This window comes from Pseudomonas sp. HD57-3, from assembly GCF_056113135.1.
The window spans coordinates 1,239,311-1,259,061 of the sequence record NZ_CM148568.1; the positions used below are offsets into that span (position 1 = coordinate 1,239,311).

The 19,751-nt window shown below is 61.1% G+C and carries 19 protein-coding genes; 13 read left to right on the forward strand and 6 right to left on the reverse strand.

Annotated features, from left to right (window positions below; translation table 11 throughout):
• Positions 1–77 precede the first annotated feature (77 nt).
• The 7 genes from mreC (at position 78) to tldD (ending at position 10,094) form a co-directional block, all read left to right on the forward strand.
• Complete coding sequence (mreC, locus tag AC0R79_RS05420; protein ID WP_127796927.1) at positions 78–1,202, forward strand: rod shape-determining protein MreC; 1,125 nt, start codon at positions 78–80, stop codon at positions 1,200–1,202.
• Positions 1,202–1,693 (forward strand): rod shape-determining protein MreD, encoded by a 492-nt coding sequence (gene mreD, locus AC0R79_RS05425; protein WP_064593386.1) that lies wholly within the window; start codon positions 1,202–1,204, stop codon positions 1,691–1,693. Before mreC ends, mreD begins: the two co-directional genes overlap by 1 nt.
• A gap of 43 nt (positions 1,694–1,736) precedes the next feature.
• Positions 1,737–2,333, forward strand: coding sequence for a Maf family protein (locus tag AC0R79_RS05430; protein WP_127796928.1), 597 nt, complete (start codon positions 1,737–1,739; stop codon positions 2,331–2,333).
• A 57-nt stretch (positions 2,334–2,390) separates the two neighbouring features.
• The gene (gene rng / locus AC0R79_RS05435) at positions 2,391–3,848 is read left to right on the forward strand and encodes a ribonuclease G (RefSeq protein WP_007953605.1); all 1,458 of its coding nucleotides are present in this window, start codon (positions 2,391–2,393) and stop codon (positions 3,846–3,848) included.
• A 75-nt stretch (positions 3,849–3,923) separates the two neighbouring features.
• Complete coding sequence (locus AC0R79_RS05440; RefSeq protein WP_474733571.1) at positions 3,924–7,727, forward strand: YhdP family protein; 3,804 nt, start codon at positions 3,924–3,926, stop codon at positions 7,725–7,727.
• A 58-nt stretch (positions 7,728–7,785) separates the two neighbouring features.
• On the forward strand, positions 7,786–8,646 hold the full coding sequence (locus AC0R79_RS05445) for a carbon-nitrogen hydrolase family protein (RefSeq protein ID WP_007953603.1): 861 nt from the start codon (positions 7,786–7,788) through the stop codon (positions 8,644–8,646).
• 5 nt (positions 8,647–8,651) lie between these two features.
• On the forward strand, positions 8,652–10,094 hold the full coding sequence (tldD, locus tag AC0R79_RS05450; RefSeq protein WP_474733573.1) for a metalloprotease TldD: 1,443 nt from the start codon (positions 8,652–8,654) through the stop codon (positions 10,092–10,094).
• 51 nt (positions 10,095–10,145) lie between these two features.
• On the opposite strand, the gene yjgA is transcribed toward tldD, so the two are convergent.
• Positions 10,146–10,670 (reverse strand): ribosome biogenesis factor YjgA, encoded by a 525-nt coding sequence (gene yjgA, locus AC0R79_RS05455; protein WP_007953598.1) that lies wholly within the window; start codon positions 10,668–10,670, stop codon positions 10,146–10,148.
• Between the two features lie 108 nt (positions 10,671–10,778).
• On the opposite strand from yjgA, the gene pmbA reads away from it, so the two are divergent.
• From pmbA to AC0R79_RS05485, 6 genes are all read left to right on the forward strand, one after another.
• Positions 10,779–12,125: a metalloprotease PmbA gene (gene pmbA, locus AC0R79_RS05460; protein ID WP_039769277.1), complete on the forward strand. Its 1,347-nt coding sequence runs from the start codon at positions 10,779–10,781 to the stop codon at positions 12,123–12,125.
• A gap of 162 nt (positions 12,126–12,287) precedes the next feature.
• Complete coding sequence (locus tag AC0R79_RS05465; RefSeq protein ID WP_085608076.1) at positions 12,288–12,695, forward strand: FagA protein; 408 nt, start codon at positions 12,288–12,290, stop codon at positions 12,693–12,695.
• The gene (locus AC0R79_RS05470) at positions 12,676–14,052 is read left to right on the forward strand and encodes a class II fumarate hydratase (protein ID WP_474733577.1); all 1,377 of its coding nucleotides are present in this window, start codon (positions 12,676–12,678) and stop codon (positions 14,050–14,052) included. Before AC0R79_RS05465 ends, AC0R79_RS05470 begins: the two co-directional genes overlap by 20 nt.
• Before the next feature lie 27 nt (positions 14,053–14,079).
• Positions 14,080–14,520: a hypothetical protein gene (locus AC0R79_RS05475; RefSeq protein WP_474733579.1), complete on the forward strand. Its 441-nt coding sequence runs from the start codon at positions 14,080–14,082 to the stop codon at positions 14,518–14,520.
• Between the two features lies 1 nt (position 14,521).
• A complete protein-coding gene (locus AC0R79_RS05480; RefSeq protein ID WP_375745466.1) occupies positions 14,522–15,133 on the forward strand; it encodes a superoxide dismutase in 612 nt (203 codons plus the stop codon).
• A 30-nt stretch (positions 15,134–15,163) separates the two neighbouring features.
• A complete protein-coding gene (locus AC0R79_RS05485; protein WP_085608078.1) occupies positions 15,164–16,057 on the forward strand; it encodes a ZIP family metal transporter in 894 nt (297 codons plus the stop codon).
• A 39-nt stretch (positions 16,058–16,096) separates the two neighbouring features.
• Here AC0R79_RS05485 and AC0R79_RS05490 read toward each other — a convergent pair whose 3' ends face one another.
• The 5 genes from AC0R79_RS05490 to AC0R79_RS05510 all read right to left on the reverse strand — a co-directional run bounded on the left by AC0R79_RS05490 (position 16,097) and on the right by AC0R79_RS05510 (position 19,599).
• On the reverse strand, positions 16,097–16,372 hold the full coding sequence (locus AC0R79_RS05490) for an HPr family phosphocarrier protein (protein ID WP_007953585.1): 276 nt from the start codon (positions 16,370–16,372) through the stop codon (positions 16,097–16,099).
• Positions 16,373–16,387: 15 nt separating this feature from the next.
• Positions 16,388–17,245 carry an RNase adapter RapZ gene (gene rapZ, locus AC0R79_RS05495; protein ID WP_127796932.1) on the reverse strand — a complete coding sequence of 286 codons (858 nt, stop codon included), beginning with the start codon at positions 17,243–17,245 and terminating at the stop codon, positions 16,388–16,390.
• Positions 17,246–17,247: 2 nt separating this feature from the next.
• A complete protein-coding gene (gene ptsN / locus AC0R79_RS05500) occupies positions 17,248–17,712 on the reverse strand; it encodes a PTS IIA-like nitrogen regulatory protein PtsN (RefSeq protein WP_007953580.1) in 465 nt (154 codons plus the stop codon).
• 11 nt (positions 17,713–17,723) lie between these two features.
• On the reverse strand, positions 17,724–18,032 hold the full coding sequence (gene hpf / locus AC0R79_RS05505; RefSeq protein WP_007953578.1) for a ribosome hibernation-promoting factor, HPF/YfiA family: 309 nt from the start codon (positions 18,030–18,032) through the stop codon (positions 17,724–17,726).
• A 73-nt stretch (positions 18,033–18,105) separates the two neighbouring features.
• Positions 18,106–19,599 (reverse strand): RNA polymerase factor sigma-54, encoded by a 1,494-nt coding sequence (locus tag AC0R79_RS05510; RefSeq protein ID WP_011332472.1) that lies wholly within the window; start codon positions 19,597–19,599, stop codon positions 18,106–18,108.
• Between the last annotated feature and the right edge of the window lie 152 nt (positions 19,600–19,751).

Here is a 19,751-nt window from a genome sequence, read left to right on the forward strand (position 1 = left end):
TATCTTCTGTCAGTCTTCATCCAGGCCGGTTTGATGCCGTATGAATAAACAGAACATTTGCCTGGGAGGAGCGGCTTATTAAACCGCTTTTCGCCAAGGGTCCCTCACTGGGCGTGCGCTTGTTGGTGCTGGCCGTACTGTCGGTCGCGCTGATGGTCGTTGACGCGCGCTTCAGCCTGCTTAAACCCGTACGCAGCCAGGCCTCGCTGGTGCTGATGGACGCCTACTGGATCACTGACCTGCCCGGACGGTTGTGGGAAGGTATCGCCAGCCAGTTCGGCAGTCGCACCGAGCTCGTCGCCGAAAATGAAAAACTCAAGTCGGAGAACCTGCTGTTGCAGGGTCGCATGCAGAAGCTTGCCGCCCTCACCGAGCAGAACGTCCGTCTGCGCGAGTTGCTCAATTCCTCCGCGCTGGTCAACGAGAAGGTCGAAGTGGCCGAGCTGATCGGCATGGACCCCAACCCCTTCACCCATCGCATCATCATCAATAAAGGTGAGCGTGATGGCGTGGTGCTCGGTCAGCCGGTGCTCGATGCTCGCGGCCTGATGGGGCAGGTGGTCGAACTGATGCCGTACACCTCGCGTGTGTTGCTGCTGACCGACTCGACCCACAGCATTCCTGTGCAGGTGAACCGTAACGGTCTGCGGGCGATTGCCAGCGGCACCGGTAACCCTGAGCGTCTGGAACTGCGCCACGTGGCGGACACTGCCGACGTCAAGGAAGGCGATCTGCTGGTCAGCTCCGGACTCGGTCAGCGTTTCCCGGCCGGTTATCCGGTGGCGACGGTCAAGGAAGTGATCCACGATTCCGGCCAGCCATTCGCCATCGTCCGCGCCGTGCCGACCGCCGCACTGAACCGCAGCCGCTACCTGCTGCTGGTATTCAGTGACAACCGCACCGCCGAAGAACGTGCCAATGATGCCGCGCAGGCTCAGGAAAACCTTGATGCCTTTGGTGGTGGTCCGGTGATTCCGTCCACGGTACCGAAAATCGTTACCCCGCCTGCCGCAGCTGCAACTCCAGCCACGGCGACGCCGCCGGCTGCGCCTGCCGCCAGCACCACGCCGGCCAAACCCGCTGCAAGCAAACCACCTGCAGCCACACCAGCGGCCAGCAAACCACCGGCGAATCAGCCGGCGGCTCGACCAGCAGCCAAACCGCCTGTCACTGCGCCGGCGACCACCGGGAGGCAAGAGTAATGGTCGGGGCTACCGCATCGCGTAACGGCTGGATTGTATGGCTGACGTTTATTGTCGGCATTCTGCTCAGCGTGTCGCCATTGCCCATTTTCATGGAAATCCTGCGCCCGCTGTGGCTGGCCTTGCTCCTGACTTTCTGGGCGTTGTATTTGCCGCATACGGTCGGCATGGTCACGGCCTTCTGTCTGGGACTGGCCGAAGACGTGCTGCAGGGCGATCTGCTCGGTCAGAATGCCTTGATCCTGACCCTGATCACGTTCCTGGTGCTGTCATTGCAGCAGCGCCTGCGAATGTTCCCGATGTGGCAGCAGAGCCTGGTGATCCTTGTGATCTTCGGCCTCGCCCAGCTCGTACAGCTTTGGCTCAGTGCCTTGACCGGCAACCGTCAGCCGACCCTCGCGCTGGTCCTGCCGGCACTGGTCAGTGCCTTGCTCTGGCCATGGGTCAGCTTCGCTTTGCGTGGACTGCGCCGGCGCTACAAAATCAACTGATTCGGTCAGGCATTTGCCCGTACCTCGACAGGGAGATGTCTTGATGAAGCCGCTTTACCTCGCCTCAGGATCGCCGCGTCGGCGTGAGTTGCTCACGCAGATCGGCATCCCGTTTACCGCCATCAGCGCGGATATCGATGAAACCCCTCTCGCCAATGAATCCCCATCGGCCTACGTCGAGCGCCTGGCGCGCGGCAAGGCCGAGGCCGGGCGGCGCACCGTCGTTTGCGACGTAGCGTTTTGCGTACTGGGCGCCGACACCGCTGTGGTGCTGGACGGCAAAATTCTTGGCAAACCGGTGGACGAAGCCGACGCATGCGCCATGCTGATGATGTTGTCCGGCAAGGAACATGAAGTGCTGACAGCAATTGCCGTGCTCGACGGCGAGCGCTGCGAGTCGCGGGTGGTGCGCAGTCTGGTGCGGTTCCGGTCGATCAGCCGTGAAGAAGCCGCCGCCTACTGGGCCAGCGGCGAGCCCCGGGACAAGGCGGGTGGCTATGGCATTCAGGGGCTCGGCGCGGTGTTCGTTGCCGGCCTCAATGGCAGTTACTCGGCGGTCGTCGGCTTGCCGGTGTGCGAAAGCGCAGAACTGCTCGGCCATTTCGGCATACCCTGTTGGCAAACCCTGAACGCGCAATAAGCGTCGAACGGACAAGATGCGGCCATTATCGTGAACATGCCTGAACGAGACCCTGCCATGAGTGAAGAGATTCTGATCAACATCACGCCGATGGAATCGCGCGTGGCGGTGGTCGAAAACGGTGTGCTGCAAGAAGTGCACGTCGAGCGTACGCAAAAACGCGGGATCGTCGGCAACATCTATAAAGGCAAGGTGGTGCGGGTCCTGCCGGGCATGCAGGCGGCCTTCGTCGACATCGGCCTGGATCGCGCGGCCTTCATTCACGCCTCGGAAATTTCCCTGCGCGAAGGCCCGGCGGTAGAAAGCATCAGCGCTCTGGTGCACGAAGGCCAGAGCCTGGTGGTGCAGGTCACCAAGGATCCGATCGGTTCCAAAGGCGCGCGCCTGACCACGCAACTGTCGATTCCGTCGCGCTATCTGGTGTACATGCCGCGCACCGCCCACGTCGGCATTTCCCTGAAGATCGAAGACGAAGCCGAGCGCGAACGCCTCAAGCAGGTGGTCAGCGATTGCGTGGCCAAAGAAGGCATCAAGGAAGCCGGCGGCTTCATTTTGCGCACCGCTGCCGAAGGTGCCGGGGCCGATGAGATCCTGATGGACATCCGCTACCTGCGCCGCCTGTGGGATCAGATCAACGAACAGATCAAAACTATCGGTGCACCGAGCGTGATCTACGAAGACCTCGGCCTGGCGCTGCGCACCCTGCGCGATCTGGTCAGCCCGAAGATCGAGAAGATCCGCATCGACTCACGGGAAACCTTCCAGAAGACCACGCAGTTCGTCGCCGAACTGATGCCGGAAATCGCCGATCGTCTGGAACACTACCCGGGTGAACGACCAATTTTCGATCTGTACGGCGTCGAAGACGAAATCCAGAAAGCCCTGGAGCGCAAGGTGCCGCTGAAGTCCGGCGGCTATCTGGTGATCGATCCGGCAGAAGCCATGACCACCATTGACGTGAACACCGGGGCGTTCGTCGGTCATCGCAACCTCGAAGAAACCATCTTCAAGACCAACCTCGAAGCCGCGACCGCAATTGCCCGGCAGATGCGCCTGCGCAACCTGGGCGGGATCATCATCATCGACTTCATCGACATGGAAGACGAAGAGCACCAGCGTCAGGTGCTGCGTACCCTGGAGAAGCAGCTGGAGCGCGATCACGCCAAGACCAACATCATCGGTATCACCGAGTTGGGCCTGGTGCAGATGACGCGCAAGCGCACCCGCGAAAGCCTCGAGCAGGTGCTGTGCGAACCGTGCAGCAGTTGTCAGGGCCGGGGCAAGCTGAAAACCCCGGAAACCATTTGCTACGAGATTTTCCGCGAGATCCTGCGTGAAGCCCGGGCCTATCAGGCCGAGGGTTATCGGGTGCTGGCGAACCAGAAAGTGGTGGATCGCCTGCTCGATGAAGAGTCCGGTAACGTGGCCGAACTTGAAGGTTTCATCGGGCGCACCATACGCTTCCAGGTAGAAACCATGTATTCCCAGGAACAATATGACGTGGTGCTGCTCTGAACCCCTGCGTCACCCTTTTCCTGAAACGGCTGGCCTCAGCTTTTTGCAGTATTTTTGCCATGGGAGCCAACTGACATGGAACGTCTGACACGCATTTTGGCCGCACTGACCCGCTGGGGTCTGGGCCTGTGCGCGTTGGTTCTGGTATTGATGGCGTTGTACGTCAGTCTCGGCCGGGAACTCACGCCACTGGTGGCCGAATACCGCACCGATATCGAAGACAAGGCCAGTGCCGCCCTGGGCATGCCGCTGCAGATCGGCGAGCTGGAAGGCAACTGGAGCGGGTTTGCACCGATCCTGCTGGCCCACGACGTGATGGTCGGCAGCGGCGCCAATGCCTTGCGCCTGGATCGGGTGCGTGCAGTGCCGGATCTGTGGGCCAGCCTGATGGCCCGCGAGGTGCGCATCGCCCACCTTGAACTCAACGGTTTGAAGATCAGCCTCAAGGAAGGCGAAGACGGACAGTGGGCGCTGGAAGGCTTGCCGGTGCAGCAGGATCAGCCCATGGATCCCGAGCAACTGTTCAACCGCATGCAAATGATTCAGCAACTGTCGGTGCTCGACAGTCAGGTGACCTTGCAGCCGCGGGAGCAGGCACCGCTGACCCTCACCTATGTCGGCCTCAATCTCAAGACCGGTACCAGCCGTCAGCGTCTAGATGCACGATTGACCCTGCCCGACGGCCAGCCCGTGGCGCTGAGCCTGCGCACGCGGATTCGTCCGAGTCAGTGGCAGAGCAGCGAAGTGGAAGGTTATGTCAGCCTGCCGCAGAGCGACTGGTCGAAATGGCTGCCCGAGCGCGTGACTCAGCAATGGAATTTCTCCGAGATCAAGGCCGGTGGCGAGCTGTGGGTCAACTGGCGCGAGGGGGCGTTGCAGAGTGCTGCGATCCGTCTCAACGCGCCGCAACTGACCGGTGCCTACGCCGAGCGCAAGCCGATCCAGATCAACAATCTGGCGCTCAACGGCTACTTCCAGCGCGGTCCCGAGGGGGCCACTGTCACGCTTGATTCGCTGGCAATGAATTTCGGCGAAACCCGCTGGGAATCGCATGTGCAGATCAAACAGACTGCCGCCACCGACAAGAACGAAGAACTCTGGCATCTGCAGGCCGATCGGCTCGACCTGACCCCGATCACGCCCTTGCTCAATGCTCTCGGCCCGTTGCCCCAAGGCTTCGCCACCGTGGTCGAGCGTCTGAAAGTGACAGGCGGGCTGCGTAACGTGCTGCTGGATTTCCGGCCGAACGCCACCGACGACAGCAAATTCGGTTTTGCCGCCAACCTTGATCAAGTCGGCTTCGACGCCTATCACGGCGCGCCGGCCGCGCGGAATGTCAGCGGCAGTCTTACCGGCAACCTCGGCGGCGGCGAGCTACGCATGGACAGCAAGGATTTCGTCCTGCACCTCGATCCGATTTTCGCCAAGCCGTGGCAATACATTCAGGCCAACGCGCGGTTGACCTGGAAGCTCGATAAAGAAGGTTTCACCCTGATCGCGCCGTACCTGAAGGTGCTCGGCGAGGAAGGCAAGATCGCCGGCGACTTCCTGATCCGCCTGCATTTCGATCACAGCCAGGAAGACTACATGGACCTGCGGGTCGGCCTGGTGGACGGCGACGGTCGTTACACCGCCAAGTACCTTCCGGAAGTCCTGAGCCCGGCCCTCGACGAATGGCTGCGCACGGCGATTCTCAAGGGCGCGGTGGATCAAGGCTTCTTCCAGTATCAGGGCTCGCTGAACAAGAACGCCGGGGAAGCAGATCGCAGCATCAGTCTGTTCTTCAAGGTGCACGACGCCGAACTGGCGTTCCAGCCGGGCTGGCCGCACGTGAGCAAGGTCAGCGGTGACGTGTTCATCGAAGACAGCGGCGTGCGGATTCTCGCCAGCAAGGGCCAGTTGCTCGACACGCAGGTCAGCGATGTCTTCGTCAATATTCCCCATGTGCCGAGCGGCGAGCACAGCCATATGTTCCTCGACGGCACCTTCGCGGGTGGGTTGGGCGATGGCCTGAAGATTCTTCAGGAGGCGCCGATCGGCACCGCCGACACTTTTGCCGGCTGGGAGGGCGAGGGTGATCTGCAAGGCAAGCTCAAACTCGATGTGCCGTTGGCCAAGGGCGATCAGCCAAAAATCCTCGTCGACTTCAAAACCGCCAATGCGCGATTGAAGCTGGCGGAGCCGAAGCTCGAACTGAGCCAGCTCAAGGGCGATTTCCGCTTCGACAGCGCCAAGGGCCTGAGCGGGCAGAACATCAGTGCCCGGGCCTTCGACAAACCGGTCACTGCGCAGATCTTCGCCGACGGCGGCCCCGGCAAGCTCAAGACAAGAGTGGCAGCGTCGGGGCAGGTCGAAGTCAAGAAACTCACTGACTGGCTGGGCGTGACTCAACCGTTGCCGGTGTCCGGAACCATCCCTTACCAGTTGCAAGTGAATCTGGACGGCGCCGACAGCCAATTGATGGTCAGCTCCAGTCTGAAGGGCGTGGCGGTGGATCTGCCGGCGCCGTTCGGCATGGCGGCCGATGTCGGGCGTGACACGGTGTTCCGCATGACGTTGCAGGGGCAGGAGCGGCGTTACTGGGTCAATTACGATCAACTGGCCAACTTCACCTTCGCCGCGCCACCCGGCAATTTCGCCGATGGCCGGGGCGAGTTGTTCCTCGGCGCCGGTGAAGCGGTGTTGCCGGGTAACAAAGGCTTGCGGGTACGCGGCGTGTTGTCCGAGCTGGACGTCAAACCCTGGCAGGATCTGCTGGACAAGTACGCCGGCCAGGACCCGGGTGGCAACGCCAAGCAATTGCTCAGCAGCGCGGATTTCAAGATCGGTAAACTCACGGCCTTCGGCACCACGCTGGATCAAGCTGCAGTGCAGGTGAATCGCAAGCCCGGCGCCTGGGCTCTGGCCCTCGACAGTCAGCAGGCCAAAGGCACGGCCGGCATTCCCGACGCCAAGGGCGCGCCGATTGCGGTGAACCTGCAATACGTGCGGTTGCCTGCACCGGACCCGACGGTGCAGGCCGACGAGAACGCGCCGGATCCACTGGCCTCGGTGGATCCGAGCAAGATTCCGGCGCTGGATATCACCATCAATCAATTGTTCCAGGGCCAGGATCTGGTCGGCGGCTGGTCGCTCAAGATTCGGCCTACAGCCAAGGGCATCGCTCTGAACAACCTCGATCTAGGCCTCAAGGGCATCCTCTTGCAGGGCAGCGGCGGTTGGGAAGGCACGCCCGGTGCCACGACCAGTTGGTACAAGGGGCGGATCGGCGGCAAGAACCTCGCCGATGTCCTCAAGGGATGGGGTTTTGCGCCGAGTGTGACCAGCGAAGAATTCCACATGGATGTCGATGGCCGCTGGCCGGGCTCGCCGGCGTGGCTGGCGACCAAGCGCTTCTCCGGTACCCTCGATGCGTCCCTCAACAAAGGCCAGTTTGTTGAAGTGGAGGGCGGCGCTCAGGCCTTGCGCGTGTTTGGTCTGCTCAACTTCAACTCGATTGGCCGGCGTTTGCGCCTCGACTTCTCCGACCTGTTCGGCAAGGGCCTCAGCTATGACCGGGTCAAGGGATTGCTGGAGGCGACCAACGGCGTTTATGTGACGAAAGAACCGATCAAGTTGACCGGTCCTTCGAGCAACCTGGAACTGGACGGCACGCTGGATCTGGTGGGCGACAAGGTGGATGCCAAATTGCTGGTGACTTTGCCGGTGACCAACAACCTTCCGATTGCCGCGCTGATTGTCGGCGCGCCGGCGGTCGGCGGCGCTTTGTTCCTGATCGACAAGCTGATCGGCGATCGTGTGGCCCGGTTCGCCAGCGTCAAATACACCGTCAAAGGCCCATGGAAAGAGCCGAAAATCACCTTCGACAAGCCTTTTTGAACAGCCAGCCCCTGAACCGATGGAGTAGCATGACCGCATACCTCTTGCGGAGTGCGCCATGTCTTTAGCGGTGATTCAAATGGTCAGCCAGAGCGATGTGCTGGCCAATCTGCGCGATGCCCGACGTTTGCTCGAACAAGCAGCCAGCGCCGGTGCGAAGCTGGCCGTGCTGCCGGAAAACTTCGCGGCCATGGGCCGTCGCGACATCGCCGATATCGGCCGCGCCGAAGCGCTCGGCGAAGGCCCGATCCTGCCGTGGTTGAAACAGACCGCCCGCGACCTCAGGTTATGGATTGTGGCCGGCACCTTACCGTTACCGCCGGTGGGGCAGCCCGAGGCGAAGTCCCATGCCTGCTCGTTGCTGGTGAACGATCAGGGCGAAATCGTTGCACGCTATGACAAGTTGCACCTGTTCGATGTCGACGTAGCAGACAATCGCGGCCGTTACCGCGAATCCGATGACTATGCTTATGGCAGCGGCGTGGTGGTCGCGGACACGCCGGTCGGGCGATTGGGCCTGACGGTGTGTTACGACCTGCGCTTCCCGGAGCTGTACAGCGAATTGCGCGCAGCCGGGGCTGAACTGATTACCGCACCGTCGGCCTTCACTGCGGTGACGGGAGCGGCGCACTGGGATGTACTGATCCGCGCGCGGGCCATTGAAACCCAGTGTTATGTGCTGGCGGCCGCTCAGGGCGGGACGCATCCGGGGCCGCGGGAAACCTTTGGCCACGGGGCGATTGTCGACCCGTGGGGCCGCGTGCTGGCGCAGCAGGAACAAGGCGAAGCCGTGTTGCTGGCCGAACGCGATAGCAATGAACAAGCGTCCATCCGGGCGCGAATGCCGGTGACGGGTCATCGGCGGTTTTTTTCGCAGGGCGCACAGCGACCTGCTTCAGAACACGAATTTAAGGCGTAAAACCTATGAGCGAGTTGTTGTCCTCAGTCAGTGATCACCTGTTGGCGCCCGGCGGCGTGACGATCGAGAGCCTGCAAGGCGTGCTCGGTGATCTGGCGGGTCCAGGCATCGATGCGGCCGACCTGTATTTCCAGGGGCAGATTTCCGAGTCCTGGTCGCTGGAAGACGGCATCGTCAAGGAAGGCAGTTTCAACCTCGACCAGGGTGTCGGCGTGCGTGCGCAGTCCGGTGAGAAAACCGGTTTCGCCTACAGCAACGCGATCACCCTCGAAGCCCTCGGCGCAGCGGCCCGTGCGGCCCGTTCGATTTCCCGCACCGGGCAGAACGGCACGGTACAGGCGTTCAGCACCCAGGACGTCGCCCAGTTGTACGCGCCGGATAATCCGCTGGAAGTCCTGAGCCGCGCTGAAAAAGTCGAACTGCTCAAGCGAATCGACGTAGCGACCCGCGCCCTCGATCCGCGAATCCAGCAGGTCAGCGTGAGCATGGCCGGGGTCTGGGAACGGATTCTGGTGGCTTCGACCGACGGTGGCCTGGCTGCCGATGTGCGTCCGCTGGTGCGCTTCAACGTCAGCGTAATCGTCGAGCAGAACGGCCGTCGCGAGCGCGGCGGACATGGCGGCGGCGGGCGTACCGACTACCGTTATTTCCTCGCCGAAGACCGCGCCATGGGTTATGCCCGTGAAGCGCTGCGTCAGGCACTGGTGAATCTGGAAGCGATTCCGGCACCGGCCGGCACCTTGCCGGTTGTTCTGGGTTCGGGCTGGTCCGGCGTGCTGCTGCACGAAGCGGTCGGCCACGGTCTGGAAGGCGATTTCAATCGCAAGGGCAGTTCCGCCTACAGCGGTCGCATGGGCGAAATGGTTGCATCCAAGCTTTGCACTATCGTCGATGACGGCACCCTGAGCGGTCGTCGCGGTTCCCTGAGCGTCGACGACGAAGGCACCCCGACCGAGTGCACTACGCTGATCGAAAACGGCGTGCTCAAGGGTTACATGCAGGACAAGCTCAATGCGCGGCTGATGGGCGTGGCCCGCACAGGCAACGGTCGTCGCGAATCCTACGCACACTTGCCGATGCCTCGGATGACCAACACTTACATGCTCGGCGGCCAGAGTGATCCGGCGGAAATCATCGCCTCGGTGAAGAAGGGCATCTACTGCGCCAACCTCGGCGGCGGTCAGGTCGACATCACCAGCGGCAAGTTCGTGTTCTCCACCAGCGAGGCTTACCTGATCGAAGACGGCAAGATCACCGCGCCGGTCAAAGGCGCAACGTTGATCGGCAACGGTCCGGAAGCGATGAGCCGGGTGTCGATGGTCGGTAACGATCTGGCGCTGGACAGCGGTGTGGGGACTTGCGGCAAGGATGGGCAGTCGGTGCCGGTGGGTGTCGGTCAGCCGACCCTGAAAATCGATGCGATCACCGTGGGTGGCACGGGCGCGTAAGAAGGGATGGAGCTTCGGGTGGCGCGCGGTGCGGCCACCCGGTGGCGAATATCAACGCAGACCGCGTTGAGTCTCGTCCAGCTCACGGATGTACTTGAAGATCTTGCGGCTCGAGGCAGGAGGTTTGTTTTGCGCAACCTCGTGCTGGGCCTGACGGATCAGGGAACGCAGTTGCTGGCGGTCGGCGTCCGGGTAATCGACGACGAATTTCTCCAGCACGGCATCGTCACCGGCGATCAGGCGGTCACGCCAGCGTTCGAGGTTGTGGAAACGCTCGTTGTACTGACGGGTAGAGGCATCGAGTTGATCGAGCAGGGTGAGAATCGCGTCAGTGTCCTGATCGCGCATCAGTTTGCCGATGAACTGCAAGTGCCGTTTACGCGCGATGTTCGCGGTGTGCTTGGGCGCATCGGCCAGGGCCCGGCGCAATGCGTCGGTCAATGGCAGTTTTGCCTGCAAGTCGGGCTTGAGCGTTGTAAGGCGCTCGCCAAGGTCAACCAGAGCATGCAGCTCGCGTTTGACCTGGGATTTGCTTTTTTCTCCCGTATCGAGGGAGTCGTCGTAAGAATCAACCATGGTGGCAGTCCGCAAAGAAACGCCGCCATGATAACCAGTCGGGGGCCGCTTGTCCGGCCCGGTCGCTCGAAGGCCCCAGCCGAAAGCAGAATTTGAGTGGAGATGAGCATGAGTGCAGTTGAAAGCGTCGGCCCACAGGCATTGCCGGCACTGCAGGAACAGGTCGAGCAGATCATCGCCGAAGCCAAGCGTCAGGGTGCCAGTGCCTGCGAAGTAGCGGTGTCGCTGGAGCAGGGACTGTCGACGTCGGTGCGTCAACGTGAAGTCGAAACCGTCGAGTTCAACCGCGATCAGGGTTTTGGCATCACGTTGTATGTCGGCCAGCGCAAGGGCTCGGCCAGCACCTCCGCCACCGGTCCGGATGCGATTCGCGAGACCGTTGCTGCGGCGCTGGCGATTGCCAAGCACACCTCCGAAGACGAAGCATCGGGGCTGGCCGATGCCGCCCTGATGGCCAGGGATATTCAGGATTTCGACCTGTTCCACCAATGGGACATCACTCCGGAGCAGGCCATCGAGAAGGCGTTGCTCTGCGAAGCCGCCGCGTTCGACGCCGATGCACGCATCAAGAATGCCGATGGCACCACGTTGAGCACCCATCAGGGCTGCCGCGTGTACGGCAACAGCCACGGTTTTATCGGCGGTTATGCGTCGACCCGACACAGCCTGAGCTGCGTGATGATCGCCGAGGCCGATGGCCAGATGCAGCGCGATTACTGGTATGACGTGAACCGTCAGGGCAGCTTGCTGGCGGATCCGGTGAGCATCGGCCAGCGCGCGGCACAGCGGGCAGCAAGCCGTCTGGGTGCGCGCCCGGTGCCGACCTGCGAAGTGCCGGTTTTGTTTTCGGCGGAACTGGCAGGTGGGTTGTTCGGCAGCTTCCTGTCGGCGATCTCCGGCGGAAGCCTGTACCGCAAATCGTCGTTCCTCGAAGGCACCCTGGGGCAGAAGCTGTTCCCGGAATGGCTGACCATCGACGAGCGCCCGCACCTGATGCGTGCCATGGGCAGTGCTTCCTACGATGGTGACGGCCTGGCGACCTATGCCAAACCGTTCGTCGAGAAAGGCGAGCTGGTTTCGTACATCCTTGGCACTTATTCCGGTCGCAAGCTCGGCATGCCAAGCACCGCCAACGCGGGCGGCGTGCATAACCTGTTCGTCACCCATGGCGATGAAGACCAGGCTGCCTTGCTGCGGCGCATGGGGCGTGGCCTGTTGGTCACCGAACTGATGGGCCATGGCCTGAACATGGTGACCGGTGATTACTCGCGCGGTGCGGCGGGTTTCTGGGTCGAGAACGGTGAGATCCAGTTCGCAGTGCAGGAAGTGACCATCGCCGGCAACATGCGCGACATGTTCAAGCAGATCGTCGCGGTCGGTAACGATCTGGAACTGCGCAGCAACATTCGCACCGGTTCGGTGTTGATCGAGAAGATGACGGTCGCGGGCAGCTAAGCCGCAGGCAGGTACAAAAAAGGCGCGCCACCCGATTGGGTGGCGCGCCTTTTTTTGTGTCTGCAAATCTTTTGGGCCGATCAGGCCAGCTAAAAAGCCACTCTTGTTTTGGTTCTCATTATCATCTAATAATAAATCTCATTATCGGATGAGCCCAGGATCATGAGTTCTGCCTTGCACGAGCAGCCGTACCTCGAAAGCTGGCGCTGGATGAGCCGCCAGATCCGTTGCGCGATGGATCCCGACGAACCGCGCCTGATCGAACACTACCTGGCCGAAGGTCGATACCTGGCCTGCTGCACGGCGACCTCGCCCTGGACGGTCGCCGAAACCTCTTTCCGTCTGCTGCTCGACACGGCCACCGACATCGCGTTGCCGTGGCACTGGCGCAGCCTCTGCCTCGATCAAGCCTGGCGCCCGCTGCGTGAAATGGAGCGCCTGTCACTGTGCAAATGCCGGCTCAAACGCTGGCAAAGCTACACCTGGCAGCTCGCCACCTGCGAGTTGCAACCCTCGATTCCTCTCATTGAATTAGTCCAAGGATTTACCGATGACCAAGACACGTATTGAGCGCGACAGCATGGGCGAACTGCAGGTGCCGGTGGACGCTCTCTACGGCGCGCAGACCCAGCGCGCAGTGGATAACTTCCCGATCAGCGGCAAACCGATGCCGACCCAGTTCATCCGCGCCCTGATTCTGGCGAAAGCGGCGGCCGCCCGCGCCAACGTCGAACTCAACCAGCTCAGCGCCGCGCAAGGCAAAGCCATCAGCGATGCCGCACAAGGTCTGCTGGAAGGCGACTTCATGCAGCATTTTCCGGTGGATATCTTCCAGACCGGCTCCGGCACCAGCTCCAACATGAACGCCAACGAAGTGATCGCCACCCTGGCCAGCCGTCTGCTCGAAGCGCCGGTGAACGCCAACGATCACGTCAACTGCGGGCAGAGCAGCAACGACATCATTCCGACCACCATCCACGTCAGCGCCGCGCTGGCCTTGCATGAACAACTGCTGCCAGCGCTGCTGCATCTGGTGCAAGTGATCGAACGCAAGTCAGAACAAGTCCATCACCACGTCAAGACCGGCCGCACCCACTTGATGGACGCCATGCCGGTGCGCATGAGCCAGGTGCTCAACGGTTGGGCGCAGCAGCTCAAAGCCAATATCGGTCACCTGCAGGATTTGCTGCCAAGCCTGCAATCCCTGGCCCAAGGCGGTACGGCGGTCGGCACCGGGATCAACGCGCATCCGGAATTCGCTGCGCGTTTCAGCCGCCAGCTCAGCCAGTTGACCAACGTCCAGTTCACGCCGGGCAAGGACCTATTCGCCCTGATCGGCTCGCAAGACAACGCTGTGGCCGTATCGGGTCAGCTCAAGGCCACGGCCGTGTCGCTGATGAAAATCGCCAACGACCTGCGCTGGATGAACTCCGGCCCGCTTGCAGGTCTCGGTGAAATCGAACTGGAAGGCCTGCAACCGGGCTCGTCGATCATGCCGGGCAAGGTCAATCCGGTGATTCCGGAAGCCACGGCCATGGTGGCTGCGCAAGTGATCGGCAACGATTCGGTGATCACCATCGCCGGTCAGTCGGGCAATTTCGAACTGAACGTGATGCTGCCGATCATCGCCCAGAATTTGCTGAGCAGTATCGAGTTGCTAGCCAACTCCAGCCGTCTGCTGGGCGACAAGGCGATTGCCAGCTTCAAAGTCAACGAGTCGCGCCTCAAGGAAGCGCTGTCGCGCAATCCGATTCTGGTCACAGCGCTCAACCCGATCATCGGTTACCAGAAAGCTGCCGAAATCGCCAAGCAGGCCTACAAACAGGGTCGCCCGGTGATCGACGTTGCGCTAGAACACACCGACCTGTCGCGCAGCCAGCTGGAAGAGTTGCTCAATCCCGAGAAGCTCACCGCCGGCGGCGTGTAAGCACCGCAACCGCTTTGGAGGTTCACCATGGAGCACTGGAAACGCACGATCGAACGGGCCAATCGCTGCTTCATGCTGGGCGAGCTGATCGATGCCCGCGAGGCTTACCTGCAAGCATTGGCCCTGGCGCAGGTGTTGTTCGAGCGCTGGGCCGATGCCGACGAAGCGGTGGCGGCCTGCGTCATCTCCCACCACAACCTGGCGGATCTGCATCTGCGCCTGAATCAACCGGAGGAGAGCGCCGAATACCTCTGCGCGATCCACCAGCGCCTGTTGCAGACCATGCAGGACGAGCGCCTGCGCCCGGCGCTGCGTGAAGCAGCCCTTCGCCAGAGCAGCAAGACCTACGTCGAGCTGCTCAATTTCATCAGCGAACACGGCGAATACCCGCGCACCCAGCGTTTGCTGCACCCGGATACCGGCAATGCGCGCCACGCGCCTGCCCCACATCACCATGGAGTCCATTGAAATGGCTTTTACCCTGCCAGCCTTGCCTTACGCCTATGACGCACTGGAGCCGCACATTGATGCGCAAACCATGGAGATCCACTACACCAAGCATCATCAGACCTACATCAATAACCTGAACGCTGCGGTCGAGGGCACCGAGTTCGCGGAATGGCCGGTGGAGAAACTGGTTGCCAGTGTCCAGCAACTGCCGGAAAAACTCCGCGCGGCGGTCATCAACCAGGGCGGCGGTCACGCCAACCATTCGCTGTTCTGGGAAGTGATGGTGCCCGGCGGTGGCGGTAAGCCGGACGGCGCGCTGGCCAAGGCGATCGATGAGCAACTGGGTGGCCTCGACAGCTTCAAGGACGCCTTCACCAAAGCCGCGCTGACCCGCTTCGGCAGTGGCTGGGCCTGGCTCAGCGTGACGCCGGACAAGAAACTGGTGGTGGAAAGCAGCGGCAATCAGGACAGCCCGCTGATGAACGGCAACACGCCGATTCTCGGCCTCGACGTGTGGGAGCACGCTTACTACCTGCGGTATCAGAACCGTCGGCCGGAATACATCAGCGCGTTTTACAACGTGATCAACTGGCCGGAAGTCGCTGCGCGCTATCAGGCCGCGCTGGTTTAAGTCTCCTATAAAAACAATCCAAGGCTGACTATGGGCACTGAAACACTGGCGATCGGAAGTGGGCGTATGTTTCGTTACGCAATTGGATCGCTATTGCTGTTGGCGGGCATGACTTTGCTGGTCGCCCACGGACTGGAATGGCTGAATCTGGAGCCGAGATTGTCGCGGGCATTGCAGGGCGGCGCGATTTGCGCCCTCGGCACCGCGCTCGGAGCGGTGCCGGTGCTGGTGATCCGCAACATGCCTCAGGCACTGGGCGATACGCTGCTGGGTTTTGGTGCCGGAGTGATGCTGGCCGCGACCGCGTTTTCGCTGATCGTGCCCGGGATTGCCGCTGCCGAAAGTCTGGGCCTGAGCCCATGGGGCGCCAGTGGCCTGATCTGTTTCGGCATCATGCTCGGCGCGTTCGGCCTGTATCTGGTTGATCGCCGGGTGTCGGGTGCCTCGCCGGAAATGCTCATCGGCACTGTCGAGCATCCGGTGATTCCGCCACGGATCTGGTTATTCGTGTTCGCCATCATTGCCCATAACATCCCGGAAGGTATGGCGGTCGGCGTCTCGGCTGGCGGTGGTATGCCGGACGCAGACAGTCTGGCGATGGGCATCGCCTTGCAGGATGTGCCGGAAGGGCTGGTGATTGCACTGGTGCTGGCTGGCGCCGGGATGTCGCGGGTCAAGGCGTTTTTGATTGGCGCGGCTTCAGGCTTGGTCGAGCCGGTGTTCGCGCTGCTCTGTGCGTGGTTGGTCAGTCTTGCCGAGTTATTGCTGCCCTTGGGCTTGGCGTTGGCGGCGGGTGCCATGCTGCTGGTGGTGACTCACGAGGTCATCCCGGAGTCGCGGCGCAATGGTCACGAGAAGCTGGCAAGCCTGGGATTGCTGATCGGCTTCTGTCTGATGATGGTGATGGATACGGCGTTGGGATGAGCCGGGAGGAGGGAGCATGCTCCCTCGCTTCAAGCGTTTTCAACCACCTTCGTCGAAGTAGTTGTTGATCAGGGTCACCAGCGCGTCCATGGCTTCCTGTTCCTGGTGGCCATCGGTACTCAGGTGGATCTTGGTGCCCTTGCCGGCTGCGAGCATCATCATCGCCATGATGCTTTTACCGTCAACCGTGGTTTCCGGGGTGCGGCCCACTCTGATCGTGCAATCGGGAAACTGGCCCGCCACTCCGACGAATTTTGCCGATGCGCGGGCGTGCAGGCCCAGCTTGTTGATGATTTCGATTTCACGAGCAGGCATCGCGGTGTGAATCCTTTAGCTGAGGTCGCGGTGGCGAACCTGGACGTTCTTCAGGGTCTTCTGCAGCGCCTGGCCAAGACGTTCGGTCAGGTAAACGGAACGGTGATGCCCGCCGGTGCAGCCGATGGCAATGGTGACGTAAGCGCGGTTGCTCGCCGCAAAGCGCGGCAACCATTTGTACAGATACGTGTAAATGTCCTGGTACATCTCCTCGACCTCCGGCTGCGCCGCCAGATATTCGGCGACCGGTTGATCGAGACCGGATTGCGCGCGCAGCTCCGGTTTCCAGTACGGGTTCGGCAGGCAGCGTACATCGAACACCAGATCCGCATCCACCGGCATGCCGCGTTTGAAACCGAACGACTCCACCAGAAACGCCGTGCCCGGCTCCGGCTGGTTGAGCAGTCGCAGTTTGATGGTGTCGCGTAGCTGGTACAGGTTGAGATTGGTGGTGTTGATTTTCAGGTCGGCGAGATCGGCAATGGGGCCGAGCAGGGCGCTTTCATCCTGAATGGCCTCTGCCAGCGAACGATTGGCGTTGCTCAGTGGGTGGCGGCGACGAGTTTCAGAGAAACGCTTGAGCAGCGTTTCTTCGTCGGCATCCAGGTACAGGACATCGCATTGAATATGCTTGGCACGTGCGTCCTCAAGCAATTCCGGAAATCGGGTCAGATGGCTCGGCAGATTGCGTGCATCGATCGAGACCGCAACCAGTGGCTGCGCCAGCTCGGTGTGAATCAGGGCGCGTTCGGCCAGCTCCGGCAGTAGACCGGCCGGCAGGTTATCGATGCAGTAGTAACCGTTGTCCTCAAGGACATCCAGGGCGGTACTTTTACCCGAGCCGGAACGGCCACTGACAATGATCAAGCGCATGGTTACGGCCTGTTCTGTTCTTCCAGTACAACCTGGTACAAGGCTTCGTTGCTTGGCGCGCTGCGCAGTCTGTCGCGCACGTCCTTGCGGTCGAGCATGCTGGCGATCTGGCGTAACAGCTCCAGGTGCGCATCGGTGGCGGCTTCCGGCACCAGCAGGACGAACAGCAGGTCCACAGGCGCGCCGTCGATAGCGTCGAAATCGATAGGAGCATCAAGGTGCATCAGCGCACTGATCGGCGCTTCGCAGCCCTTGAGGCGGCAGTGAGGAATGGCGATGCCGTTGCCAAAACCGGTGGAACCCAGTTTTTCACGGGCAATCAATGCCTCGAAGACATCTTGCATCTCCAGATCCGGGACTTCCCGGGCGATCAGGTTGGCAATTTGTTCGAGGGCTTTCTTTTTACTGCCGCCCGGCACGTTCACCAGGGAACGGCCGGGGGTCAGGATACTTTCAAGTCGGATCATGGGGGTGGGGGTTATCGACCGGTAGCGCCCTGAAGCAGGCTCTGGGTCTTTTCCTTATGCTTTTTGAGTTGTTTATCAAGCTTGTCGGTCAGCGCGTCGATCGCAGCGTACATATCGGTATGTTCCGCGTTTGCGACGACCTCGTTGCCGGGAATATGCAGCGTGGCTTCGATTTTCTGCTTCAGCTTTTCGACGCACATCGTGACTTGCACGTTGGTGATCTTGTCGAAATGTCCCTCAAGCCTCTTGAGCTTTTGCTCAACGTACTCACGGAGAGGTTGGGTAACTTCCAGTTGGTGTCCACTGATGTTGACTTGCATACAGCTTCTCCTTCGTTGCCAGTGCATAAAGCGGCAGGCCGAAGAGCCTGCCACTGGAACGCTGTAACGTGGCTTACATCAACCGCTTGCGTTCGCTCGAAGGCGCGATCCCGAGGGATTCGCGGTACTTGGCGACGGTGCGGCGAGCCACCTGAATGCCTTGTGCCTCCAGTAAACCAGCGATCTTGCTGTCACTCAACGGCTTTTTCTGATTTTCCGCGGCAACCAGTTTTTTGATGATCGCGCGGATCGCCGTGGACGAGCATTCACCGCCTTCGGAGGTGCTCACATGGCTGGAGAAAAAGTATTTCAGTTCATATATGCCCCGTGGGGTATGCATGAATTTTTGCGTGGTCACGCGGGAAATCGTCGACTCGTGCATGCCCACGGCTTCAGCGATGTCATGCAGCACCAGCGGCTTCATGGCTTCGTCGCCGTACTCCAGAAAGCCGCGCTGGTGCTCGACGATCTGGGTGGCCACTTTCATCAGGGTTTCGTTGCGGCTCTGCAGGCTCTTGATGAACCAGCGGGCTTCCTGCAACTGATTGCGCATGAAGGTGTTGTCGGCACTGGTGTCGGCGCGGCGCACGAAACCGGCGTACTGGGCGTTGACCCGCAGACGCGGCACCGACTCCTGATTCAGCTCGACCAGCCAGCGCTCGTTGTCCTTGCGCACGATGACGTCAGGCACCACGTACTCGGCTTCGGTGGATTCGATCTGCGAACCGGGGCGCGGGTTGAGGCTCTGCACCAGTTCGATGACTTGGCGCAGCTCGTCTTCCTTGAGCTTCATGCGGCGCATCAGCTGGCTGTAGTCGCGGCTGCCGAGCAGGTCAATGTAATCGGTGACCAGCCGCTTGGCCTCGGCCAGCCAAGGGGTCTTGGCCGACAGCTGGCGCAATTGCAGCAGCAGGCATTCGCCCAGATTGCGTGCGCCGATGCCGGCCGGTTCAAACTGCTGGATGCGGTGCAGGACGGCTTCGATCTCGTCCAGCTCGATGTCGAGTTCCGGATCAAAGGCGTCGAGGATTTCTTCGAGGGTTTCGTCGAGGTAGCCCTGATTGTTGATGCAATCGATCAGGGTGACGGCGATCAGGCGATCGGTGTCTGACATCGGTGCCAGGTTCAACTGCCACAGCAGGTGGCTTTGCAGGCTCTCGCCGGCGGAGGTGCGGGTGGTGAAGTCCCACTCGTCATCGTCGCTGCTCGGCAGGCTGCTGGCGCTGGTCTGATAGACGTCTTCCCAGGCGGTGTCGACGGGCAGTTCGTTGGGGATTCGCTCGTTCCATTCGCCGTCTTCGAGGTTATCGACTGTCGGCGCGGTCTCCTGATAGGAGGGTTCCTGGATCTCGGTGTTGGGCTTCTGTTCGGCGTTGTCGGCCATGGGATCGGAGTTGTCGAAGTCGTCGCCGTCTTCCTGGCGTTCGAGCATCGGATTGGATTCCAGAGCCTCCTGGATTTCCTGTTGCAGATCCAGGGTCGACAATTGGAGCAGGCGGATGGCCTGTTGCAGCTGCGGTGTCATCGTCAGCTGCTGGCCCATTCTCAAGACTAGCGATGGTTTCATGGCAGGGGCTTAACACCTTATTCGCCGGCGCTATGCGCCATCCACTACAGGGCGCCGGAGCGCCAAACTTAAGCAAATTATATGCCTGAAACTGTCGTGTTTGCCTAGAGCGCTGTAACAATAAAAGCGTATAAAAAGGCGCTTCAACGTTA